19 protein-coding genes are annotated in these 16,950 nt (G+C 59.1%); 8 read left to right on the forward strand and 11 right to left on the reverse strand.

The annotated features are described in order from the left end of the window. Nucleotides 1-93: 93 nt before the first annotated feature. Complete coding sequence (locus PMI23_RS10655) at nucleotides 94-852, reverse strand: Nif3-like dinuclear metal center hexameric protein (protein WP_007912375.1); 759 nt, start codon at nucleotides 850-852, stop codon at nucleotides 94-96. 103 nt (nucleotides 853-955) lie between these two features. On the opposite strand from PMI23_RS10655, the gene algW reads away from it, so the two are divergent. From algW to PMI23_RS10670, 3 genes are all read left to right on the forward strand, one after another. Further along, nucleotides 956-2,113 (forward strand): Do family serine endopeptidase AlgW, encoded by a 1,158-nt coding sequence (gene algW, locus PMI23_RS10660; RefSeq protein ID WP_007912377.1) that lies wholly within the window; start codon nucleotides 956-958, stop codon nucleotides 2,111-2,113. A gap of 88 nt (nucleotides 2,114-2,201) precedes the next feature. Further along, nucleotides 2,202-4,307: a TonB-dependent siderophore receptor gene (locus tag PMI23_RS10665; protein ID WP_007912379.1), complete on the forward strand. Its 2,106-nt coding sequence runs from the start codon at nucleotides 2,202-2,204 to the stop codon at nucleotides 4,305-4,307. 12 nt (nucleotides 4,308-4,319) lie between these two features. Then, a complete protein-coding gene (locus PMI23_RS10670) occupies nucleotides 4,320-5,039 on the forward strand; it encodes a DUF4198 domain-containing protein (protein ID WP_007912381.1) in 720 nt (239 codons plus the stop codon). A gap of 193 nt (nucleotides 5,040-5,232) precedes the next feature. Here the strand turns inward: PMI23_RS10670 and hisC are convergent, their stop codons facing one another. The 10 genes from hisC to PMI23_RS10720 form a co-directional block, all read right to left on the reverse strand. Then, on the reverse strand, nucleotides 5,233-6,285 hold the full coding sequence (gene hisC, locus PMI23_RS10675) for a histidinol-phosphate transaminase (protein WP_007912382.1): 1,053 nt from the start codon (nucleotides 6,283-6,285) through the stop codon (nucleotides 5,233-5,235). Nucleotides 6,286-6,288: 3 nt separating this feature from the next. Beyond that, nucleotides 6,289-7,626: a histidinol dehydrogenase gene (hisD, locus tag PMI23_RS10680; RefSeq protein WP_007912383.1), complete on the reverse strand. Its 1,338-nt coding sequence runs from the start codon at nucleotides 7,624-7,626 to the stop codon at nucleotides 6,289-6,291. A 124-nt stretch (nucleotides 7,627-7,750) separates the two neighbouring features. Then, on the reverse strand, nucleotides 7,751-8,386 hold the full coding sequence (hisG, locus tag PMI23_RS10685; RefSeq protein ID WP_007912384.1) for an ATP phosphoribosyltransferase: 636 nt from the start codon (nucleotides 8,384-8,386) through the stop codon (nucleotides 7,751-7,753). A 124-nt stretch (nucleotides 8,387-8,510) separates the two neighbouring features. After that, a complete protein-coding gene (gene murA / locus PMI23_RS10690; protein ID WP_007912385.1) occupies nucleotides 8,511-9,776 on the reverse strand; it encodes a UDP-N-acetylglucosamine 1-carboxyvinyltransferase in 1,266 nt (421 codons plus the stop codon). A gap of 22 nt (nucleotides 9,777-9,798) precedes the next feature. Continuing rightward, a complete protein-coding gene (locus PMI23_RS10695) occupies nucleotides 9,799-10,038 on the reverse strand; it encodes a BolA family protein (RefSeq protein ID WP_007912386.1) in 240 nt (79 codons plus the stop codon). Nucleotides 10,039-10,153: 115 nt separating this feature from the next. Continuing rightward, nucleotides 10,154-10,459 (reverse strand): STAS domain-containing protein, encoded by a 306-nt coding sequence (locus PMI23_RS10700; protein WP_042704933.1) that lies wholly within the window; start codon nucleotides 10,457-10,459, stop codon nucleotides 10,154-10,156. Beyond that, nucleotides 10,456-11,103 carry an MlaC/ttg2D family ABC transporter substrate-binding protein gene (locus tag PMI23_RS10705; protein ID WP_007912390.1) on the reverse strand — a complete coding sequence of 216 codons (648 nt, stop codon included), beginning with the start codon at nucleotides 11,101-11,103 and terminating at the stop codon, nucleotides 10,456-10,458. The genes PMI23_RS10700 and PMI23_RS10705 overlap by 4 nt, the downstream gene beginning before the upstream one ends. Nucleotides 11,104-11,114: 11 nt before the next feature. Then, nucleotides 11,115-11,582 carry an outer membrane lipid asymmetry maintenance protein MlaD gene (gene mlaD / locus PMI23_RS10710; protein ID WP_007912400.1) on the reverse strand — a complete coding sequence of 156 codons (468 nt, stop codon included), beginning with the start codon at nucleotides 11,580-11,582 and terminating at the stop codon, nucleotides 11,115-11,117. Then, nucleotides 11,582-12,379, reverse strand: coding sequence for a lipid asymmetry maintenance ABC transporter permease subunit MlaE (gene mlaE, locus PMI23_RS10715; protein ID WP_007912402.1), 798 nt, complete (start codon nucleotides 12,377-12,379; stop codon nucleotides 11,582-11,584). Before mlaE ends, mlaD begins: the two co-directional genes overlap by 1 nt. Then, on the reverse strand, nucleotides 12,379-13,188 hold the full coding sequence (locus PMI23_RS10720; RefSeq protein ID WP_007912403.1) for an ATP-binding cassette domain-containing protein: 810 nt from the start codon (nucleotides 13,186-13,188) through the stop codon (nucleotides 12,379-12,381). The genes mlaE and PMI23_RS10720 overlap by 1 nt, the downstream gene beginning before the upstream one ends. Nucleotides 13,189-13,463: 275 nt before the next feature. Between PMI23_RS10720 and PMI23_RS10725 the strand changes: the two genes are divergently transcribed. From PMI23_RS10725 to lptB, 5 genes are read left to right on the forward strand one after another with little or no spacing between them, the layout of a single operon-like run. Then, entirely contained in the window at nucleotides 13,464-14,438 is a 975-nt protein-coding gene (locus PMI23_RS10725) for a KpsF/GutQ family sugar-phosphate isomerase (protein ID WP_007912405.1), read from the forward strand. Then, on the forward strand, nucleotides 14,438-14,962 hold the full coding sequence (locus PMI23_RS10730; RefSeq protein WP_007912407.1) for a KdsC family phosphatase: 525 nt from the start codon (nucleotides 14,438-14,440) through the stop codon (nucleotides 14,960-14,962). The genes PMI23_RS10725 and PMI23_RS10730 overlap by 1 nt, the downstream gene beginning before the upstream one ends. Before the next feature lie 8 nt (nucleotides 14,963-14,970). Next, entirely contained in the window at nucleotides 14,971-15,543 is a 573-nt protein-coding gene (gene lptC / locus PMI23_RS10735; protein WP_007912413.1) for an LPS export ABC transporter periplasmic protein LptC, read from the forward strand. Continuing rightward, on the forward strand, nucleotides 15,530-16,075 hold the full coding sequence (gene lptA, locus PMI23_RS10740; protein ID WP_007912414.1) for a lipopolysaccharide transport periplasmic protein LptA: 546 nt from the start codon (nucleotides 15,530-15,532) through the stop codon (nucleotides 16,073-16,075). The genes lptC and lptA overlap by 14 nt, the downstream gene beginning before the upstream one ends. Then, nucleotides 16,075-16,800, forward strand: coding sequence for an LPS export ABC transporter ATP-binding protein (lptB, locus tag PMI23_RS10745; protein WP_007912415.1), 726 nt, complete (start codon nucleotides 16,075-16,077; stop codon nucleotides 16,798-16,800). Before lptA ends, lptB begins: the two co-directional genes overlap by 1 nt. Nucleotides 16,801-16,950 lie beyond the last annotated feature (150 nt).

Below are 16,950 nucleotides of genomic sequence, written 5' to 3' on the forward strand. Positions count from 1 at the left end.
CCGAAGGCTGCGATCTTTTTGATCTGGTCTGTTAAAAAACAAGATCAAAAGATCGCAGCCTTCGGCAGCTCCTACACACGGAACGGCGTGAAATCAGATCGGGTTGGGGCAGTCGATGAAGATGTGTTCGACGGCAAAGCGTTTTGCCAGGTATTCGCCCAGCGCCTGTACGCCATAGCGCTCGGTGGCGTGGTGGCCGGCGGCAATGAAGCTGATGTCGTTCTCGCGGGCGCTGTGGAAGGTCTGTTCGGAAGCCTCACCGCTCAGATAGAGATCGACGCCTGCGGCGACGGCTTGATCGATATAGCCCTGACCGCCGCCGGTGCACCAGCCGACCCGGCGGATCATCGGATTACCTTCAATCAGCAACGGTTCGCGGCCCATGACTTCTTGCACCTTGCGGGCGAAATCGCGCGCGGTCATCGGCTCTTTCAAAGACCCGACCAGACCAACGATTTTAAGATTATCCGGATCCAGCGGGCCTTCAACAGTGATGTCCAATTGCCGAGCAAGCTGCACGTTATTGCCGACATCAGGATGCAAATCCAGCGGCAAGTGGTAAGCGAGCAGACTGATGTCGTGCTTGAGCAAGGTCTTCAGTCGACGCTGCTTCATGCCAGTGATGCAAGGGTTCTCGCCCTTCCAGAAGTAACCGTGGTGCACCAGCACCAGATCGGCCCCGGCCTCGACGGCGGCATCCAGCAAGGCCTGACTGGCCGTGACGCCACTGACGATGCGCATCACTTGCGGACGGCCCTCGACCTGCAATCCATTCGGGCAATAATCGGCAATTTTCGCACTGCCGAGGTAACGGTCGGCTTCTTCGACGAGGGTGCTGAGGGCAACGGCCATGAAAGACTCCTAAATATCCCGTTCAGAGGCGCGCGCGGCCTCGTATAATGCGCGACATTATGGGCGGTCTGACCCCGCCTGCAACTCTTCCAGGACGTGCTTAATGCTCAAGGCGCTGCGTTTTATGGGCTGGCCACTGTTGGCCGGCGTGCTTATCGCTCTGTTGATTATTCAGCGTTACCCGCAGTGGGTCGGGCTGCCGAGCCTCGACGTCAACCTGCAACAGGCCCCGCAAACCACCAGCGTGCAGCAGGGGCCGGTGTCCTATGCCGATGCGGTAACTATCGCAGCGCCCTCGGTGGTCAATCTGTACACCACCAAAGTCATCAACAAACCGGCGCATCCGCTGTTTGAAGATCCCCAGTTCCGCCGCTTCTTTGGTGATAACTCGCCAAAGCAGAAACGCATGGAATCGAGCCTCGGCTCCGGCGTGATCATGAGCCCGGAAGGCTACATCCTCACCAACAACCACGTGACCAGCGGCGCCGATCAGATTGTGGTCGCCCTGAAGGACGGCCGTGAAACTCTCGCCCGCGTGATCGGCAGTGATCCGGAAACCGACCTCGCGGTGTTGAAGATCGACCTGAAAACCCTGCCGGCGATCACGGTCGGCCGTTCCGACAACATCCGCATCGGCGACGTCGCGCTGGCCATCGGTAACCCGTTTGGCGTCGGCCAGACCGTGACCATGGGCATCATCAGCGCCACCGGGCGTAATCAGTTGGGCCTGAACAACTACGAAGACTTTATCCAGACCGACGCGGCGATCAACCCGGGCAACTCCGGCGGCGCACTGGTCGATGCCAACGGCAACCTCACCGGCATCAACACGGCGATTTTCTCCAAGTCCGGCGGCTCGCAAGGCATTGGCTTTGCGATCCCGGTGAAACTGGCGATGGAAGTGATGAAGTCGATCATTGAGCACGGTCAGGTGATTCGTGGCTGGCTGGGGATTGAAGTTCAACCGCTGACGCAGGAACTGGCCGAGTCGTTCGGTTTGTCCGGGCGCCCGGGGATTGTCGTCGCGGGGATCTTCCGCGATGGCCCGGCGCAGAAGGCAGGCCTGCAGTTGGGTGACGTGATTCTGAGTATCGATGGCGAGCCGGCCGGCGATGGTCGCCGTTCGATGAACCAGGTCGCGCGGATCAAGCCGACCGACAAAGTGACGATTCAGGTGATGCGCAACGGCAAAGAGATCAAGCTCACCGCTGAAATCGGCCTGCGTCCGCCACCGGCACCGGTGAAAGAAAAAGAAGAATAAAACTTTGCTCGCGCGGAATGCGCGGATAAAAGACATTCTCAACAGGCATGTTATATTGTTTCAATTCTAAGAATTGGAACAACATAACATGTCGTCTCGAACAAAGGTTTCCCTGCTCGGCCTGAGCCTCGGCTTGCTGGTCGATCCCGCCTTCGCCGAAGAACCCGAACCGATTGAACTCGACGCCATCAGCGTCATTTCCGACTATGAATCGCCGACCGGACCGGTCAAGGGATACCGCGCTACGCGCTCATCCAGCGCGACCAAGACCGACACCGCGATCCGCGATATCCCGCAGGCGATCAGCGTGGTGCCCGCCAGCGTGCTCAAGGATCTGGGCAGCACCAGTGTCGAGCGCGCACTGGATTTTGCCGGCGGTGTATCGAAGCAGAACAACTTCGGTGGCCTGACGCTATACGAATACAGCGTGCGCGGCTTCACCACTTCGGAGTTCTACAAGGACGGTTTCAGCGCCAATCGCGGTTATCCGAGCACACCCGACGCGGCCAGCATCGAGCGCATCGAAGTGCTCAAAGGCCCCGCCGCCAGTCTGTATGGCCGAGGCGATCCCGGCGGCACGGTAAACATCGTCACCAAGAAACCGCAGCCCGAAGCGTTCACCACCCTGCAAACCAGCGCCGGCAGTTGGGACCGTTATCGCACCGCACTGGACGTCAACACGCCGCTGGATGATCAGGGTGATGTGCTGTCGCGGATCAATCTCGCGGTCGAAGATAACAATAGCTTTCGCGATCACGTCGACAGCAAACGCGTGTTCGTTGCGCCCTCGATCAGTTGGCAATTGAACCCGGACACGTCGCTATTGGTGGAAAGCGAAATCGTCCGTCACAGCTCGACGTTCGATCGCGGCATCGTCGCGCCCAACAACAAATGGAGCGGTGTTTCGCGTTCGACTTTCCTCGGCGAACCCAATGACGGCAACATCGACAATCACAACAATCTTCTTCAAGCCACGCTGGAGCATCACCTCAACGACAGCTGGAAACTGCGCCTGGCCAGCCACTACAAGGAAGGCAAACTCTGGGGCGACGCCTCGGAACAACGGGCACTGAACGCCGACGGCCACACGGTCAACCGTCGCTTGCGCGAACGCGATACAAGTTGGCACGACAGCATCACCCAACTGGAATTGCGCGGTCTGTTCGACCTCGGTCCTTGGCAGCATGAACTGCTGATCGGCACCGAGTATGAAAACTTCCGCAAGAACGAACGCGTCACCACCATTGCCGGCGGCCCTTACGCCATCGACATCTATAAGCCGATCTACGGCCAGCCAAAACCCAATGGCGCACGCTCGGGCACTGACTTCTTCGAACAGGTCGAAAGTCATGCGCTGAACCTGCAGGATCAGATCGTCTTCACCGACAAATTGCGCGGAATGATCGGCGCACGTTTCGAACATTTCGACCAGCACATCGACGATCACAGCCGTAACGCCAAGAGCAGTCAGCGCCATGACGCCCTCACCCAGCGCGCCGGCCTGCTCTATCAACTGACGCCGAACACCGGCCTGTTCGCCAACGCCTCGACCTCGTTCAAACCGAACAATGGCCTAGATGCCTCCGGCAAATCCTTCGATCCGGAAGAAGGCGTCGGTTACGAAGTCGGGATCAAGAACGAGCTGTTTGACGAGCGCCTGAGCAGCACCCTCGCCTTCTTCCACATCGACAAGGAAAACGTCCTCGCCCTCGACCCGGCCAGCGACACCAGCCGCGCGATGGGCAAGGCGCGCAGTCGCGGCTTCGATCTGCAAATCACCGGGCAAGTGACTGACGCAGTGCGGGTGATCGGCGCGTTCGCTTACATCGACGCCGAAGTGACCCAGGGTGACGCGGCAATTCCCACCGGCAGCCGCATCCTCGGCGTGGCCAAGCGCAGCGGCAGCCTGCTCGGGGTTTACGAGTTTCAGGATGGCCATTTGCGCGGCTCGGACGTCGGCGCAGCGTTTACCTATGTCGGCGACCGCTCGGGAGAGTCCGGCAGCGACTTCGAACTTCCGGCGTATCACACCGTCGACCTGCTCGCGCATTACAAGGCCAGCGACAAGGTCACCGTCGGCCTCAATCTGAACAACCTTTTCGACGAAAAGTATTACGAGCGCTCCTACAGCAACTACTGGGTCAACCCCGGCGAGCCGCGCAATTTCACTGTCAGCCTGACACTCAATCTGTAAAAGGACGTCACCATGCAATACGACAAAACCCTTGTGCTCATCGCCGCGCTGTTCGCAGGCGAAGTCTCGGCTCATGGCCTATGGACCGAAGAGCGTCGCGGCAATATCGAAGTGGTCTACGGTCATGGTGCCGAGGACAACGCGTTCAAAGCGCAGAAGATCAGAGGTGCCTGGGCTTACGACGTTGCCGGCAAGATGATTCCGGTGAGCGTCGAGCGCCTGGCGGATCATGCTCGCCTGAAACCTTTGAAGTCGCCGGCGGTGATGGCCGTGGCATTGAACAATGGCATGTGGTCGCAAACGGCCGACAAGAAGTGGGTCAACGAAGGCCGCAGCAAAGTGCCGGGCGCCATTGAGGCAACCGAGACGTTCAAGTACAGCCTGGCGATTTATCAGCCGGGGGCGAAGTTGCCGAAACTCGATCAGATCAAACTGCTGATTCTGCCGGAGGTTGATCCGCTGACGGTTGGGCCGGGCAAGTCATTACCGGTGCGGGTGTTGCTCGATGGCAAACCGGCGGCTGGGGTGAAGTTGATTGGCGATTATCGCAGTGCGCCGAACACATTGAGCACCGCGACTGACAAGGATGGTCGGGCGCAGGTGTTGGTGAGGAATGAAGGGTTGAATGTGATTGCGGCGCAGGTTGAGGTGCCGGTGAAGAACAGTGTGGATGTGAATAGTCGTGGGTTGTTCAGTTCGCTGACATTCCTCGGCGAGCCGCATCACGAATAAAAGCACACCCTCACCCCAGCCCTCTCCCAGAGGGAGAGGGAGCCGACCGATGTGCAGGGCGTCATGCATCGACCTGGAAGACCGAGTCGATTATGGATTCGGTAAAGCAGCATCAGGTCGGTGCAGTTCAACAGCATCCCCCATTCAGTCCCCTCTCCCTCCGGGAGAGGGCTAGGGTGAGGGGCTCTTGCTTTTATAGATCGCCAAGCCCATCGATCAGCGCCTGATTCTGCTCCGGCGTGCCAATCGAAATCCGCAGGAACTGCGCAATCCGCTCCTGCTTGAAGTGCCGCACAATCACACCCTGCTCGCGCAATTTAGCCGCCAGCCCCGCCGCATCATGCTGCGGGTGCCGGGCGAAGATGAAGTTGGCCGCCGACGGCAGTACTTCAAAACCCTTGGCCTGCAACTGTGCAATCACCCACTCACGGCTTTCGATCACCAGACGGCAAGTCTTGCCGAAATGCTCGCGATCTTCGAACGCCGCCGCCGCACCGACAATCGCCAGACGATCCAGCGGATAAGAGTTGAAGCTGTTCTTGATCCGCTCTAACGCCTCGATCAAATCCGGATGCCCAACCGCCAGACCAACGCGCAAACCCGCCAGCGAACGCGACTTGGACAACGTCTGCGTCACCAGCAGGTTCGGATAACGGTCCACCAGAGTGATCGCCGTCTCGCCGCCGAAGTCGATATAGGCCTCGTCAACCACCACGACCGAATCCGCGCTGGCCTTGAGGATCTGCTCGACCGCGTCCAGCGCCAGCAGGCATCCGGTTGGCGCATTCGGATTCGGGAAAATGATCCCGCCATTCGGCTTGGCATAGTCTGCCGGGTCGATCTGGAACTGCGCATCCAGCGGGACCGCATCAAACTCGATGCCGTACAAACCGCAATACACCGGATAGAAGCTGTAGCTGATGTCGGGGAACAACAGCGGCTTATCGTGTTGCAGCAAGCCGTGAAAAATGTGCGCGAGCACTTCATCCGAACCGTTGCCGAGGAACACCTGATTGCTCTGCACACCGTAATACTGGGCGACGGCGGTTTTCAGCAGGTCGCTGTTCGGGTCCGGGTACAGACGCAGGTTGTCATTCAGTTCGGTCTGCATCGCTGCCAAGGCTTTTGGCGACGGGCCGTACGGGTTTTCATTGGTGTTGAGCTTGACCAGTTTGGTCAGCTTCGGTTGTTCGCCCGGCACGTAGGGCACCAGATCCTTGACGAACGGGCTCCAGAATTTACTCATCGCTCAGTTCCCCTGCCCTTTTAGAAAGTCTTCGTCTTTGATGCGGTATTCGGCACTGCGTGCGTGGGCGCTCAGCGATTCTCCACGGGCCAATACCGATGCCGTTTTACCCAGCTCGGAAGCGCCGGCCTCGGAGCAGAAAATGATCGACGAACGCTTCTGGAAGTCATACACACCCAGCGGCGAGGAGAAGCGCGCGGTGCCGGAGGTCGGCAGCACGTGGTTCGGGCCAGCGCAGTAGTCGCCCAGCGCTTCGGAGGTGTGACGGCCCATGAAGATCGCGCCAGCATGGCGGATCTGCGGCAGCCAGGCTTGCGGGTCAGCGACCGAAAGCTCCAAGTGTTCCGGGGCAATACGGTTGGCGACTTCGATCGCTTGCGCCATGTCCTTCACGTGAATCAGCGCACCGCGGCCATTGATCGAGGTTTCGATGATGGTCGCGCGGTCCATGGTCGGCAGCAGTTTATCGATGCTCGCGGCGACCTTGTCGAGGAACTCGGCGTCCGGGCTGACCAGAATCGCCTGGGCGTCTTCGTCGTGCTCGGCTTGCGAGAACAGGTCCATGGCGATCCAGTCCGGATCGGTCTGGCCGTCGCAGACCACGAGAATTTCCGAAGGGCCGGCGATCATGTCGATGCCGACCTGACCGAATACGTGACGCTTGGCCGTGGCGACATAGATGTTGCCCGGGCCAACGACTTTGTCGACTTGCGGCACGCTTTCGGTGCCATAGGCCAGCGCCGCAACGGCTTGCGCGCCGCCGATGGTGAACACCCGGTCGACGCCGGCGATGCACGCAGCCGCCAGCACCAGCTCATTGATTTCACCGCGTGGCGTCGGCACCACCATGACCACTTCGGTCACGCCGGCGACCTTGGCCGGAATCGCGTTCATCAATACCGACGACGGATACGACGCCTTGCCACCCGGCACGTACAGACCGGCGCGATCCAGCGGCGTGACCTTCTGGCCCAGCACAGTGCCGTCAGCTTCGGTGTAGCTCCACGAATCCTGCTTCTGTTTTTCGTGGTAGCTGCGCACGCGAGCCGCAGCTTTTTCGAGTGCTTCGCGCTGTGCCACGGTGATGCGCGTCAGCGCCAGTTCCAGGCGCTCACGCGGCAGAATCAGATCGGCCATCGAAGCGACTTCGAGGCCGTCGAACTTCTGGGTGAACTCGACCAGCGCCGCGTCACCGCGTTCGCGCACAGCCTTGATGATGTCCAGCACGCGCTGATTGACCGAGTCGTCAGACACACTTTCCCAGCTCAGCAGATGATCCAGATGATGCGCGAAATCCGGGTCAGCAGCGTTGAGTCGGCGAATTGCAGTCGGTGCGGTCATAGCGAGAGCCTCATAGGAATGGCAAAAACTCAGGCGCCCGAAACTATCATTCGATCCGCTTGGGCACCTGAGAATTCTGGCTATGAGGCGGATAGACGGCGCGACTTGGGGTCGCGCAGGTAAATCAGCCGCGGTGTCGCGATTCCACTGCGTTGCGCAGGGTATCGATCAACGCCTGGATTCGGGCGTGTTGCATTTTCATCGAAGCCTTGTTGACCACCAGGCGCGAGCTGATCGTGGCGATCAGTTCCTGAGGTTCCAGGCCGTTGGCGCGCAGGGTGTTGCCGGTGTCGACCACGTCGATGATCTTGTCAGCGAGACCGATCAGCGGTGCCAGCTCCATCGAGCCGTACAGCTTGATGATGTCGACCTGACGGCCCTGCTCGGCGTAGTAGCGCTTGGCGACGTTGACGAACTTGGTCGCCACGCGCAGACGGCCCTTGGGCTCAGGCGCGCCGATCTTGCCGGCGGTCATCAGCTTGCACTGGGCGATCTGCAGATCCAGTGGCTCGTAGAGGCCCTGGCCGGTGTATTCCATCAACACGTCTTTACCGGCAACGCCGAGGTCAGCCGCGCCATGCTCGACGTAAGTCGGCACATCGGTGGCACGCACGATCAGCAGACGAACGTCGTCTTGCGTCGTGGGGATGATCAGCTTGCGGCTCTTGTCCGGATTCTCGGTCGGCACGATGCCCGCTTCGGCGAGAAGCGGCAGGGTGTCGTCAAGGATGCGGCCCTTGGACAGTGCGATGGTCAACATGGGAAACGTCAGTCCTTATCAAGGTACTCATGTCCGGTCGCAATCGGCGCCGGACACACATCGAGCCGGAAACCGGCTCGACTCTTAAAATCAGTGGACACGTCCCTGTGTCCCAATCCAGCAATCAGCCCGGAACGCGACGGATCTTGGCGCCCAGCATCTGCAGTTTTTCTTCGATGCACTCGTAACCACGGTCGATGTGGTAGATGCGGTCGATCAGCGTGTCACCTTCGGCAACCAGTGCCGAGATCACCAGGCTGGCCGAAGCACGCAGGTCGGTGGCCATTACTGGCGCGCCCTTGAGGACTTCAGTACCGGTAACGATGGCAGTGTTGCCTTCGACCTGAATCTTGGCGCCCATGCGGTGCAACTCGTACACGTGCATGAAACGGTTTTCGAAGATCGTCTCGATTACCGCACCGGTGCCTTCGGCAATGGCGTTGAGCGAGATGAACTGCGCCTGCATGTCGGTCGGGAATGCAGGGTACGGCGCGGTGCGCACGTTGACTGCTTTCGGACGCTTGCCGTGCATGTTCAGCTCGATCCAGTCTTCACCGCAGGTGATTTCTGCACCGGCTTCACGGAGTTTTTCCAGAACGGCTTCAAGGATGGTCGGATCGGTGTCCTTGACCTTGACGCGGCCACCGGTAACGGCAGCTGCGACCAGGTAGGTACCGGTTTCGATACGGTCAGGCATGACTTTATAGAAAGCCGAACCCAGACGCTCGACGCCATCAATGGTGATGGTGTCGGTACCGGCGCCGGAAACCTTGGCGCCCATGGCGTTGAGGAAGTTCGCCAGGTCAACCACTTCAGGTTCACGTGCGGCGTTCTGCAACACGCTGCGGCCCTTGGCCAGAGCAGCGGCCATCATGATGTTCTCGGTACCGGTCACGCTGACGGTGTCGAAGAAGAAGTGCGCACCGCGCAGGCCACCTTCAGGGGCCTTGGCCTTGATGTAGCCGCCTTCGACGTCGATGACCGCGCCCATGGCTTCGAGGCCACGGATGTGCAGGTCGACCGGACGCGAACCGATGGCGCAACCGCCAGGCAGTGCCACTTCGGCTTCACCGAAACGGGCAACCATCGGGCCCAGTACCAGGATCGAGGCACGCATGGTTTTCACCAGTTCGTACGGCGCGATCAGGGTCTTGATGGTGCGCGGGTCGATTTCGACGCTGAGCTTCTCGTCGATCACCGGCTCAATGCCCATGCGACCGAACAGCTCGATCATGGTGGTGATGTCGTGCAGGTGCGGCAGGTTGCCAACGGTCACCGGGCCATCGCACAGCAGGGTAGCAGCCAGGATCGGCAGGGCAGAGTTTTTTGCGCCGGAAATGCGGATCTCGCCATCAAGACGAGCGCCACCGGTAATAATCAATTTATCCATAAGAATCTCGACGCCCTTAGGCTCAGGTGCGCTCGGCCCAGGCCGCGCTGCTGAAAAATTTCATAGTGACCGCATGGATGCTGCCATCGGTGATCCATGGGTTCAAATGGGCATAGATCTGCTGCTGACGCTTCACCGGGCTCAACGCCGCCAGTTCATCGCTAATCACGTTCAGCTGGAAATTGCAGCCTTCGCCCTCAACTTCTACCAACGTTCCGGGCAGCTTTCCTTCAAGGAAGCTCTTCACTTCTACGGCCTGCATGCTCAACCTCAATCGGCGCCCTGTGCGCACGGGTCGGACATCATACAAAAAAGCCCCGCGCCTGCGAACCCCGCATGGCAGGACTCTGACGGGGGGCTTCTTTATCGATGTGGGTTCAGGGGTGCGCCAACAGTTCGGTCAGTTCACTGACCTGAGCAATTTCGCGCATGTCTTCGGGCATCGCACGGATGCTGACAGCCTTGCCGGCCGCATTCGCATCGCGCATGAAGCACAGCAGCAACGACAAACCGACGCTGCTGGACTTCTTCACCGCCGAGCAATCGATCACCAGCGAAGCAGCCTTGCTGGACTTGATCAGCGCCTGGCCTTCCTTGCGCAGGTCGGCACCGGTGCGATAGTCCAGCACGCCACTGAGCAGAAGCTCGTCGACATCACTCATACGAACTGCGGCCTCATTCATTGCGCGGGGTTCTTTTCGGTGGCTTCCTTGGCCTTGGCCACTTCCCCGGCCCAACCATTGATGGTCTTGTCCAGATCGTTGCCATTGCGCTGCATCGCGTCGGCGAACTGATCACGGAACAGCTTGCCGATGTTGATGCCGTTGATGATCACGTTGCGCAGTTTCCACTCGCCGTTGATCTTCTCGAGCGTGTACTGCACAGGATAGATCGCGCCGCTGCTGCCCTTGACGGTCATGTTGACGCTGGTGCGATCGCCCGATTCGTCCTTGGCAGGATCAACGGTGATGCCCTGATTGTTGTACTCAAGCAAGGCGTTGCCGTAGAACTGAAACAGGCCTTTCTTGAAGTTTTCCTGGAAGGTCTGCATCTGCGCCGGCGTGGCCTTGCGCGAATACTTGACCGTCATGATGCTCTTGGAAATGCCTTCGGCATCCACTACCGGCCCGACGATGTTGTTAAGCGCCGTGTAGAAATCGGTCGGGTCCTGCTTGTATTTCTCTTTGTTGGCAGCCAGGTCGGCCAGCAACCGGGTGGTCGTGTCCTGAACCAGATCATGTGCCGAAGTCGCAGCAGCCACGGCGTTACCCATCAACGGCAAGGCCGCCAACAGCACCAACAGGCTGCGTCGCAAGATAGAGATCATTCAAAAGCTCCTCATTTGGCGTCTTTGCTAACGGTATTGAGCAGGAATTTACCGATCAGGTCTTCCAGTACCAGTGACGACTGGGTGTCGTGGATGGTTCCGCCATCCTTCAGCGGCTTGTCTTCACCACCTACGCTGATACCGATGTACTTCTCGCCCAGCAGACCAGCGGTCAGGATAGACGCTGTGGAGTCGGTCGGCAGGTTGTCGACCTTTTTATCCACTTGCAGGGTGACCCGACCGGTGAAGCTGTCGCGATCCAGATCGATTGCCGTGACCTTGCCGATGGTCACACCGGCCATGGTCACTTTCGCTCTGACCGTCAAACCGGCGATATTGTCAAAGTAGGCATACAGTTTATAGGTGTCGGTGGTCGACGTCGGAGACAGACCACTGACCCGCAAAGCAAGCAGCAACAAAGCCAGGATCCCTGCCAGCAGGAACAGGCCGACACCGATTTCCAGGGTGCGGTTTTGCATCAGAAATCTCCAAACATCAAAGCGGTCAGAATAAAGTCCAGGCCGAGCACTGCCAGCGAGGCAAACACCACGGTCTTGGTGGTGGCACGGCTGATCCCCTCGGAAGTGGGCTCACAGTCGTAGCCTTGGAATACGGCGATCCAGGTCACTACAAAGGCGAAAACAATACTTTTGATCACGCCATTGAGCACGTCACTGGTGAAATTCACGCTGTTCTGCATGTTTGCCCAATAAGAGCCTTCATACACACCCAGCCAGTCGACAGCCACCCACGAACCGCCCCAGATGCCCACCACGCTGAAAATCATCGCCAGCACTGGCAGGGAAATGAAGCCGGCCCACAGGCGCGGGGCAATGATGTACTTGAGCGGATCGACGCCTATCATTTCCAGGCTGGAAAGCTGTTCGGTGGACTTCATGTTGCCGATCTCTGCCGTCAACGCCGAACCGGCACGACCGGCGAACAACAGCGCTGTCACCACCGGGCCGAGCTCACGCAACAGGGTCAGCGCAACCATCTGCCCCACGGCCTGTTCCGAACCGTAGCTCGATAGAATGCTGAAGCCCTGCAGCGCCAGCACCATGCCGATGAAGATCCCGGAAACGACGATGATCACCAGCGACATCACGCCGACTGAATGCAGTTGCTTGACCAGAAGGCTGAAGCCACCGCTGATCCCGCCACGCCCCAGCAAGGCATGAAACAGAAACAGCGTCGCACGACCGAACACCGCGACGGCGTCGATCGCCGCCTCGCCGAACCGGCGCACGCGTTCTATTAATGAAATTCTGCGCATCAGCGCTTCCCCAGAAGATCTGCGCGGTAATCCGTCGCTGGAAAATGGTACGGCACCGGGCCATCGGGATCGCCGGTCATGAACTGGCGGATCCGCGGCTCGTCCGAGTTCATCAACTCGTCCGGCGTACCCTGACCCAGCACCTGACCATCACCGACGACATAGATATAGTCAGCGATGCTCGCGGTTTCAGCCAGATCGTGGGACACCACGATACTGGTGATCCCCAGAGCATCATTGAGCAGACGGATCAGACGGACCAACACGCCCATGGCGATCGGATCCTGCCCGACGAACGGTTCGTCGTACATGAGGATCTGCGGATCGAGCGCAATCGCCCGCGCCAGTGCGACACGGCGCTTCATGCCACCGGACAGCTCATCCGGCATCAATTCGATGGCACCGCGCAGACCGACCGCCTGCAATTTGAGCAGGACGATGTCGCGGATCATTTCTTCCGGCAAATCGGTATGAACACGCAGTGGGAAAGCGACGTTCTCGAACACATCGAGATCGGTGAACAGCGCGCCGCTTTGAAACAGCACACCCATGTGCTTTCGCGCATCGAACAGATCGCTGCGCGAAAGCGCAGGCAGGTTCTGGCCGTTGACCCAGACTTCGCCGCTGGCAGGGCGCAATTGTGCACCCATCAATCGCAGCAGCGTGGTCTTGCCACACCCGGAAGGTCCCATGATGCCGGTGACCTTGCCGCGCGGGATGCGAATATCGACGTTATTGAAAATGCTGCGCGCACCGCGCTTGAAGGAGACTCCCTTCAGCTCGACCGCGTAGGCGTTATCGGCACTCATCTAAACTCCTTGCGATGCAGCCTCTCACTCGGACGCCTGTCTTTACTTAAAAAGCACGTACATCCCGGGCAGGCCGAACTGGCGGCGAACTATATCACTGCAAAGGCTAAGCGCCCAAGGCTTGTACCAGCCTGTGTTCGGCGATATGACAGGTGCGCAGGCTCTTTTGCCGGCTTTTGGTAACGAGGAATGACAAAGCACGACGAACTTGCGTGAGCCTTTGCAACATAACCGCTATAATCGCCGCCTTTTCATCGGGCTATACGATTTCTGACATGAGCCAATCCAGCGACCTGATTCAATCGGCACAACGCACCATCCAACTCGAAGTGGAAGCCGTACAAGGCTTGCTGCCCCATATCGACGCCGATTTCGTACGTGCTTGCGAGATGATTCTGGCCAGTAAAGGCCGTGTGGTCGTGGTTGGCATGGGCAAATCCGGGCACATCGGCAACAAGATTGCCGCGACCCTGGCCAGCACCGGCACCCCTGCATTTTTCGTGCACCCGGCCGAGGCCAGCCATGGCGACATGGGCATGATCACCCGCGACGACGTGATCCTGGCCCTGTCGAATTCCGGCTCGACCAATGAAATCGTGACTTTGCTGCCATTGATCAAACGTCTGGGCATCCAGTTGATCAGCGTCACCGGCAACCCGCAATCGCCGCTGGCCAAGGCGGCCGAAGTCAATCTCAACGTTCACGTCGAACACGAAGCCTGCCCGCTGAACCTGGCACCGACCTCGTCGACGACCGCAGCACTGGTCATGGGCGATGCGCTGGCCGTGGCACTGCTGGAAGCACGCGGCTTCACCGCCGAAGATTTCGCTTTCTCGCACCCGGGTGGCGCCCTCGGCCGTCGCCTGCTGCTGAAAGTGGAAAACGTCATGCACGCCGGACAAGAGTTGCCGCAAGTCCAACGCGGCACGCTGCTCAAAGACGCATTGATGGAAATGACCCGTAAAGGTCTGGGCATGACCGTTATCCTTGAAACGGACGGTAAACTCGCCGGGATCTTCACCGACGGCGACTTGCGCCGCACGCTGGATCGCAGCATCGACATCCGCAGCGCCACCATCGACCAGGTAATGACGGCCCACGGCAAGACTGCCCGCCCGGAAATGCTGGCCGCCGAAGCCCTGAAAATCATGGAAGATCACCGAATCAACGCATTGGTAGTCGTAGACGAGGAAGATCGCCCGGTCGGCGCCTTCAACCTCTCCGATCTGCTGCGCGCAGGAGTCATGTAATGAGCAACGATCTGCTGCAACGCGGCAAAGCGATCAAACTGGCGGTTTTCGACGTCGACGGCGTTCTTACCGACGGTCGCCTGTACTTCCTTGAAGACGGCAGCGAGTTCAAGACCTTCAACACCCTCGACGGTCAAGGCATCAAAATGCTGATGAACGCCGGCGTGCAGACCGCTATCATCAGCGGCCGCAAGACACCCGTCGTTGAACGTCGAGCGAAAAACCTGGGGATTCCCCACCTGTTTCAGGGCCGCGAAGACAAATTGGTTGTTCTCGACGGTCTGCTTGAGCAACTGGGCCTAAGCTATGAAGAAGTCGCTTACCTCGGTGACGATCTGCCCGATCTGCCGGTGATTCGCCGTGTTGGTCTGGGCATGGCCGTAGCCAACGCCGCCGATTTCGTCCGCGAACACGCCCATGGCGTAACCCGCGCCCGTGGTGGCGAAGGGGCCGCCCGCGAATTCTGCGAATTGATCCTGCGCGCCCAGGGCCGCCTCGATGCGGCCAACGCCGCGTACCTGTGAGCCAAACCATGTTTAGCAAAAAATTTCGCAACTTCCTGCTGTTCGGCTGTATCGCGGCGATATTTGCCGCGGTGGGCTACTGGAACATCAGTCCGGAACGCTTCCTCGACAAGCCACCGGTGACGTCGGTCGAAACGCCTATCGACTGGTATGCAACCAACACGCACACCCTGCAATACCTGCCGGACGGCAAAGTGCAGTATGAAATGACCTCCGACAAGGCCGAGCACGTCAAGGCTACCGATGTCACCCTGGTCACAAAGCCGGACCTGAACATGTATCGCGGCACCGACTTCCCTTGGCACGTGACCAGCGAACGCGGCGAAGTGAACTCGGGCGGTACCGAAGTTGAACTGATCGATTCGGTACGCGTACAGCGCACCGATGAGAAAAAACGCGGCACTCTGATCACCAGCACCCGCATGACCGTGTTCCCGCAGCAAGAATATGCGCAGACCGAGCAACCCGTTAGAATCGAGGGTGCTGGCGGTGTATCGACTGGCGTCGGAATGAAAGCGTACCTGAAGGAAAGCAGGATACACCTGCAATCGAACGTAAGAGGACAGTATGAGGCTCGTTAAAACCCTCCCTATTTTGCTCAGTCTGGGCGCAGCACTGGGAAGCGTGAGCGCCTGGGCTCTGCCGAACGATCAGCAGCAACCTATCCGCATTCAGGCCGACGACGCCCAACTGGATGACAAGAACGGCATCGCCACCTACAAAGGTGATGTGATCATCACCCAAGGCTCGATGATCGTTAAAGGCAACACGGTGACCATCACCCGTACGCCGGCTGGCGATATCGATGTCGTGACGTCGGTGGGCAACCTCGCCTACTTCGAACAGTTGCAGACTCAAGGTGATGCCAAGCCTGTACAGGGCTGGGGCGTAACGATCCAGTACCACGCCGCGCAAAACCGCGTTGTACTGATCGACAAGGCCAAGGTTGTCGATAAGGACAACAACACGACGCAAGGCGAGAAAATCGTCTATGACACCGTGAAGAAACTGGCCAGCGCCGGTCGCGCTACCGGCAGCAAGGTCACCGAGGCGCGTCCGCGCATCGACATGGTGATCCAGCCGAAGAAGAAAACCGACGAGAAAACCCAGTAATGGCAACTCTGAAAGCTCAGCACCTGGCCAAGGCCTATAAAAGCCGCCAGGTCGTGCGTGATGTCAGCCTGTCGATCGACAGCGGCCAGATCGTCGGCCTGCTCGGCCCGAACGGCGCCGGCAAGACGACCTGCTTCTACATGATCGTCGGCCTGGTACAGGCCGATCAGGGTCGCGTGCTGATCGATGATCTGGACGTCAGCCACCAGCCGATGCACGGTCGTGCCAAGGCCGGTATCGGCTATCTGCCGCAAGAAGCGTCGATCTTCCGCAAACTGTCGGTGGCCGACAACATCATGGCCATCCTCGAGACCCGCCAGGAGCTCGACAAGGCCGGCCGTCGCAAAGAGCTGGAAAACCTGCTGCAGGAATTCCACATCAGTCACATCCGCGACAACCTCGGCATGAGCCTGTCCGGTGGTGAACGCCGCCGTGTGGAAATCGCTCGCGCGCTGGCAACGGCACCGAAATTCATCCTGCTCGACGAACCGTTCGCCGGTGTCGACCCGATTTCGGTCGGCGACATCAAGCAGATCATCCACCACCTCAAGGCCAAGGGCATTGGTGTACTGATCACCGACCACAACGTCCGTGAGACGCTGGACATCTGCGAAACTGCTTACATCGTCAACGACGGTCAGTTGATTGCCGAGGGCGATGCAGAAACCATCCTGGCCAACGATCTGGTCAAGGAAGTGTATCTGGGCCACGAGTTCCGCCTGTAAGCGCAACAGTGCCCGGTGCGCCGCCCGGGCGCTGTATCGATTCAAGCAGGATTTAATACGCTTTAATTGTTACAGCGCTCTAGGCAAACACTTCAGTTTCAGGCATATAATTTGCTTAAGTTTGGCGCTTCGGCGCCCTGTAGTGGATGG

The organism is Pseudomonas sp. GM24 (genome assembly GCF_000282235.1).
In the GTDB taxonomy this organism is placed as follows: Bacteria; Pseudomonadota; Gammaproteobacteria; order Pseudomonadales; family Pseudomonadaceae; genus Aquipseudomonas.

Bases quoted from the DNA above. Each gene is read 5' to 3' on its own strand.
- hisD (WP_007912383.1), bottom strand. From the start codon at position 7,626: ATGACCGCACCGACTGCAATTCGCCGACTCAACGCTGCTGACCCGGAT.
- hisG (WP_007912384.1), bottom strand. From the start codon at position 8,386: ATGTTGACCATCGCACTGTCCAAGGGCCGCATCCTTGACGACACCCTG.
- mlaD (WP_007912400.1), bottom strand. From the start codon at position 11,582: ATGCAAAACCGCACCCTGGAAATCGGTGTCGGCCTGTTCCTGCTGGCA.
- PMI23_RS10665 (WP_007912379.1), top strand. From the start codon at position 2,202: ATGTCGTCTCGAACAAAGGTTTCCCTGCTCGGCCTGAGCCTCGGCTTG.
- PMI23_RS10655 (WP_007912375.1), bottom strand. From the start codon at position 852: ATGGCCGTTGCCCTCAGCACCCTCGTCGAAGAAGCCGACCGTTACCTC.
- PMI23_RS10725 (WP_007912405.1), top strand. From the start codon at position 13,464: ATGAGCCAATCCAGCGACCTGATTCAATCGGCACAACGCACCATCCAA.
- PMI23_RS10670 (WP_007912381.1), top strand. From the start codon at position 4,320: ATGCAATACGACAAAACCCTTGTGCTCATCGCCGCGCTGTTCGCAGGC.
- PMI23_RS10720 (WP_007912403.1), bottom strand. From the start codon at position 13,188: ATGAGTGCCGATAACGCCTACGCGGTCGAGCTGAAGGGAGTCTCCTTC.
- murA (WP_007912385.1), bottom strand. From the start codon at position 9,776: ATGGATAAATTGATTATTACCGGTGGCGCTCGTCTTGATGGCGAGATC.
- PMI23_RS10730 (WP_007912407.1), top strand. From the start codon at position 14,438: ATGAGCAACGATCTGCTGCAACGCGGCAAAGCGATCAAACTGGCGGTT.
- lptC (WP_007912413.1), top strand. From the start codon at position 14,971: ATGTTTAGCAAAAAATTTCGCAACTTCCTGCTGTTCGGCTGTATCGCG.
- PMI23_RS10695 (WP_007912386.1), bottom strand. From the start codon at position 10,038: ATGCAGGCCGTAGAAGTGAAGAGCTTCCTTGAAGGAAAGCTGCCCGGA.
- hisC (WP_007912382.1), bottom strand. From the start codon at position 6,285: ATGAGTAAATTCTGGAGCCCGTTCGTCAAGGATCTGGTGCCCTACGTG.
- algW (WP_007912377.1), top strand. From the start codon at position 956: ATGCTCAAGGCGCTGCGTTTTATGGGCTGGCCACTGTTGGCCGGCGTG.
- PMI23_RS10700 (WP_042704933.1), bottom strand. From the start codon at position 10,459: ATGAATGAGGCCGCAGTTCGTATGAGTGATGTCGACGAGCTTCTGCTC.
- PMI23_RS10705 (WP_007912390.1), bottom strand. From the start codon at position 11,103: ATGATCTCTATCTTGCGACGCAGCCTGTTGGTGCTGTTGGCGGCCTTG.
- lptA (WP_007912414.1), top strand. From the start codon at position 15,530: ATGAGGCTCGTTAAAACCCTCCCTATTTTGCTCAGTCTGGGCGCAGCA.
- lptB (WP_007912415.1), top strand. From the start codon at position 16,075: ATGGCAACTCTGAAAGCTCAGCACCTGGCCAAGGCCTATAAAAGCCGC.
- mlaE (WP_007912402.1), bottom strand. From the start codon at position 12,379: ATGCGCAGAATTTCATTAATAGAACGCGTGCGCCGGTTCGGCGAGGCG.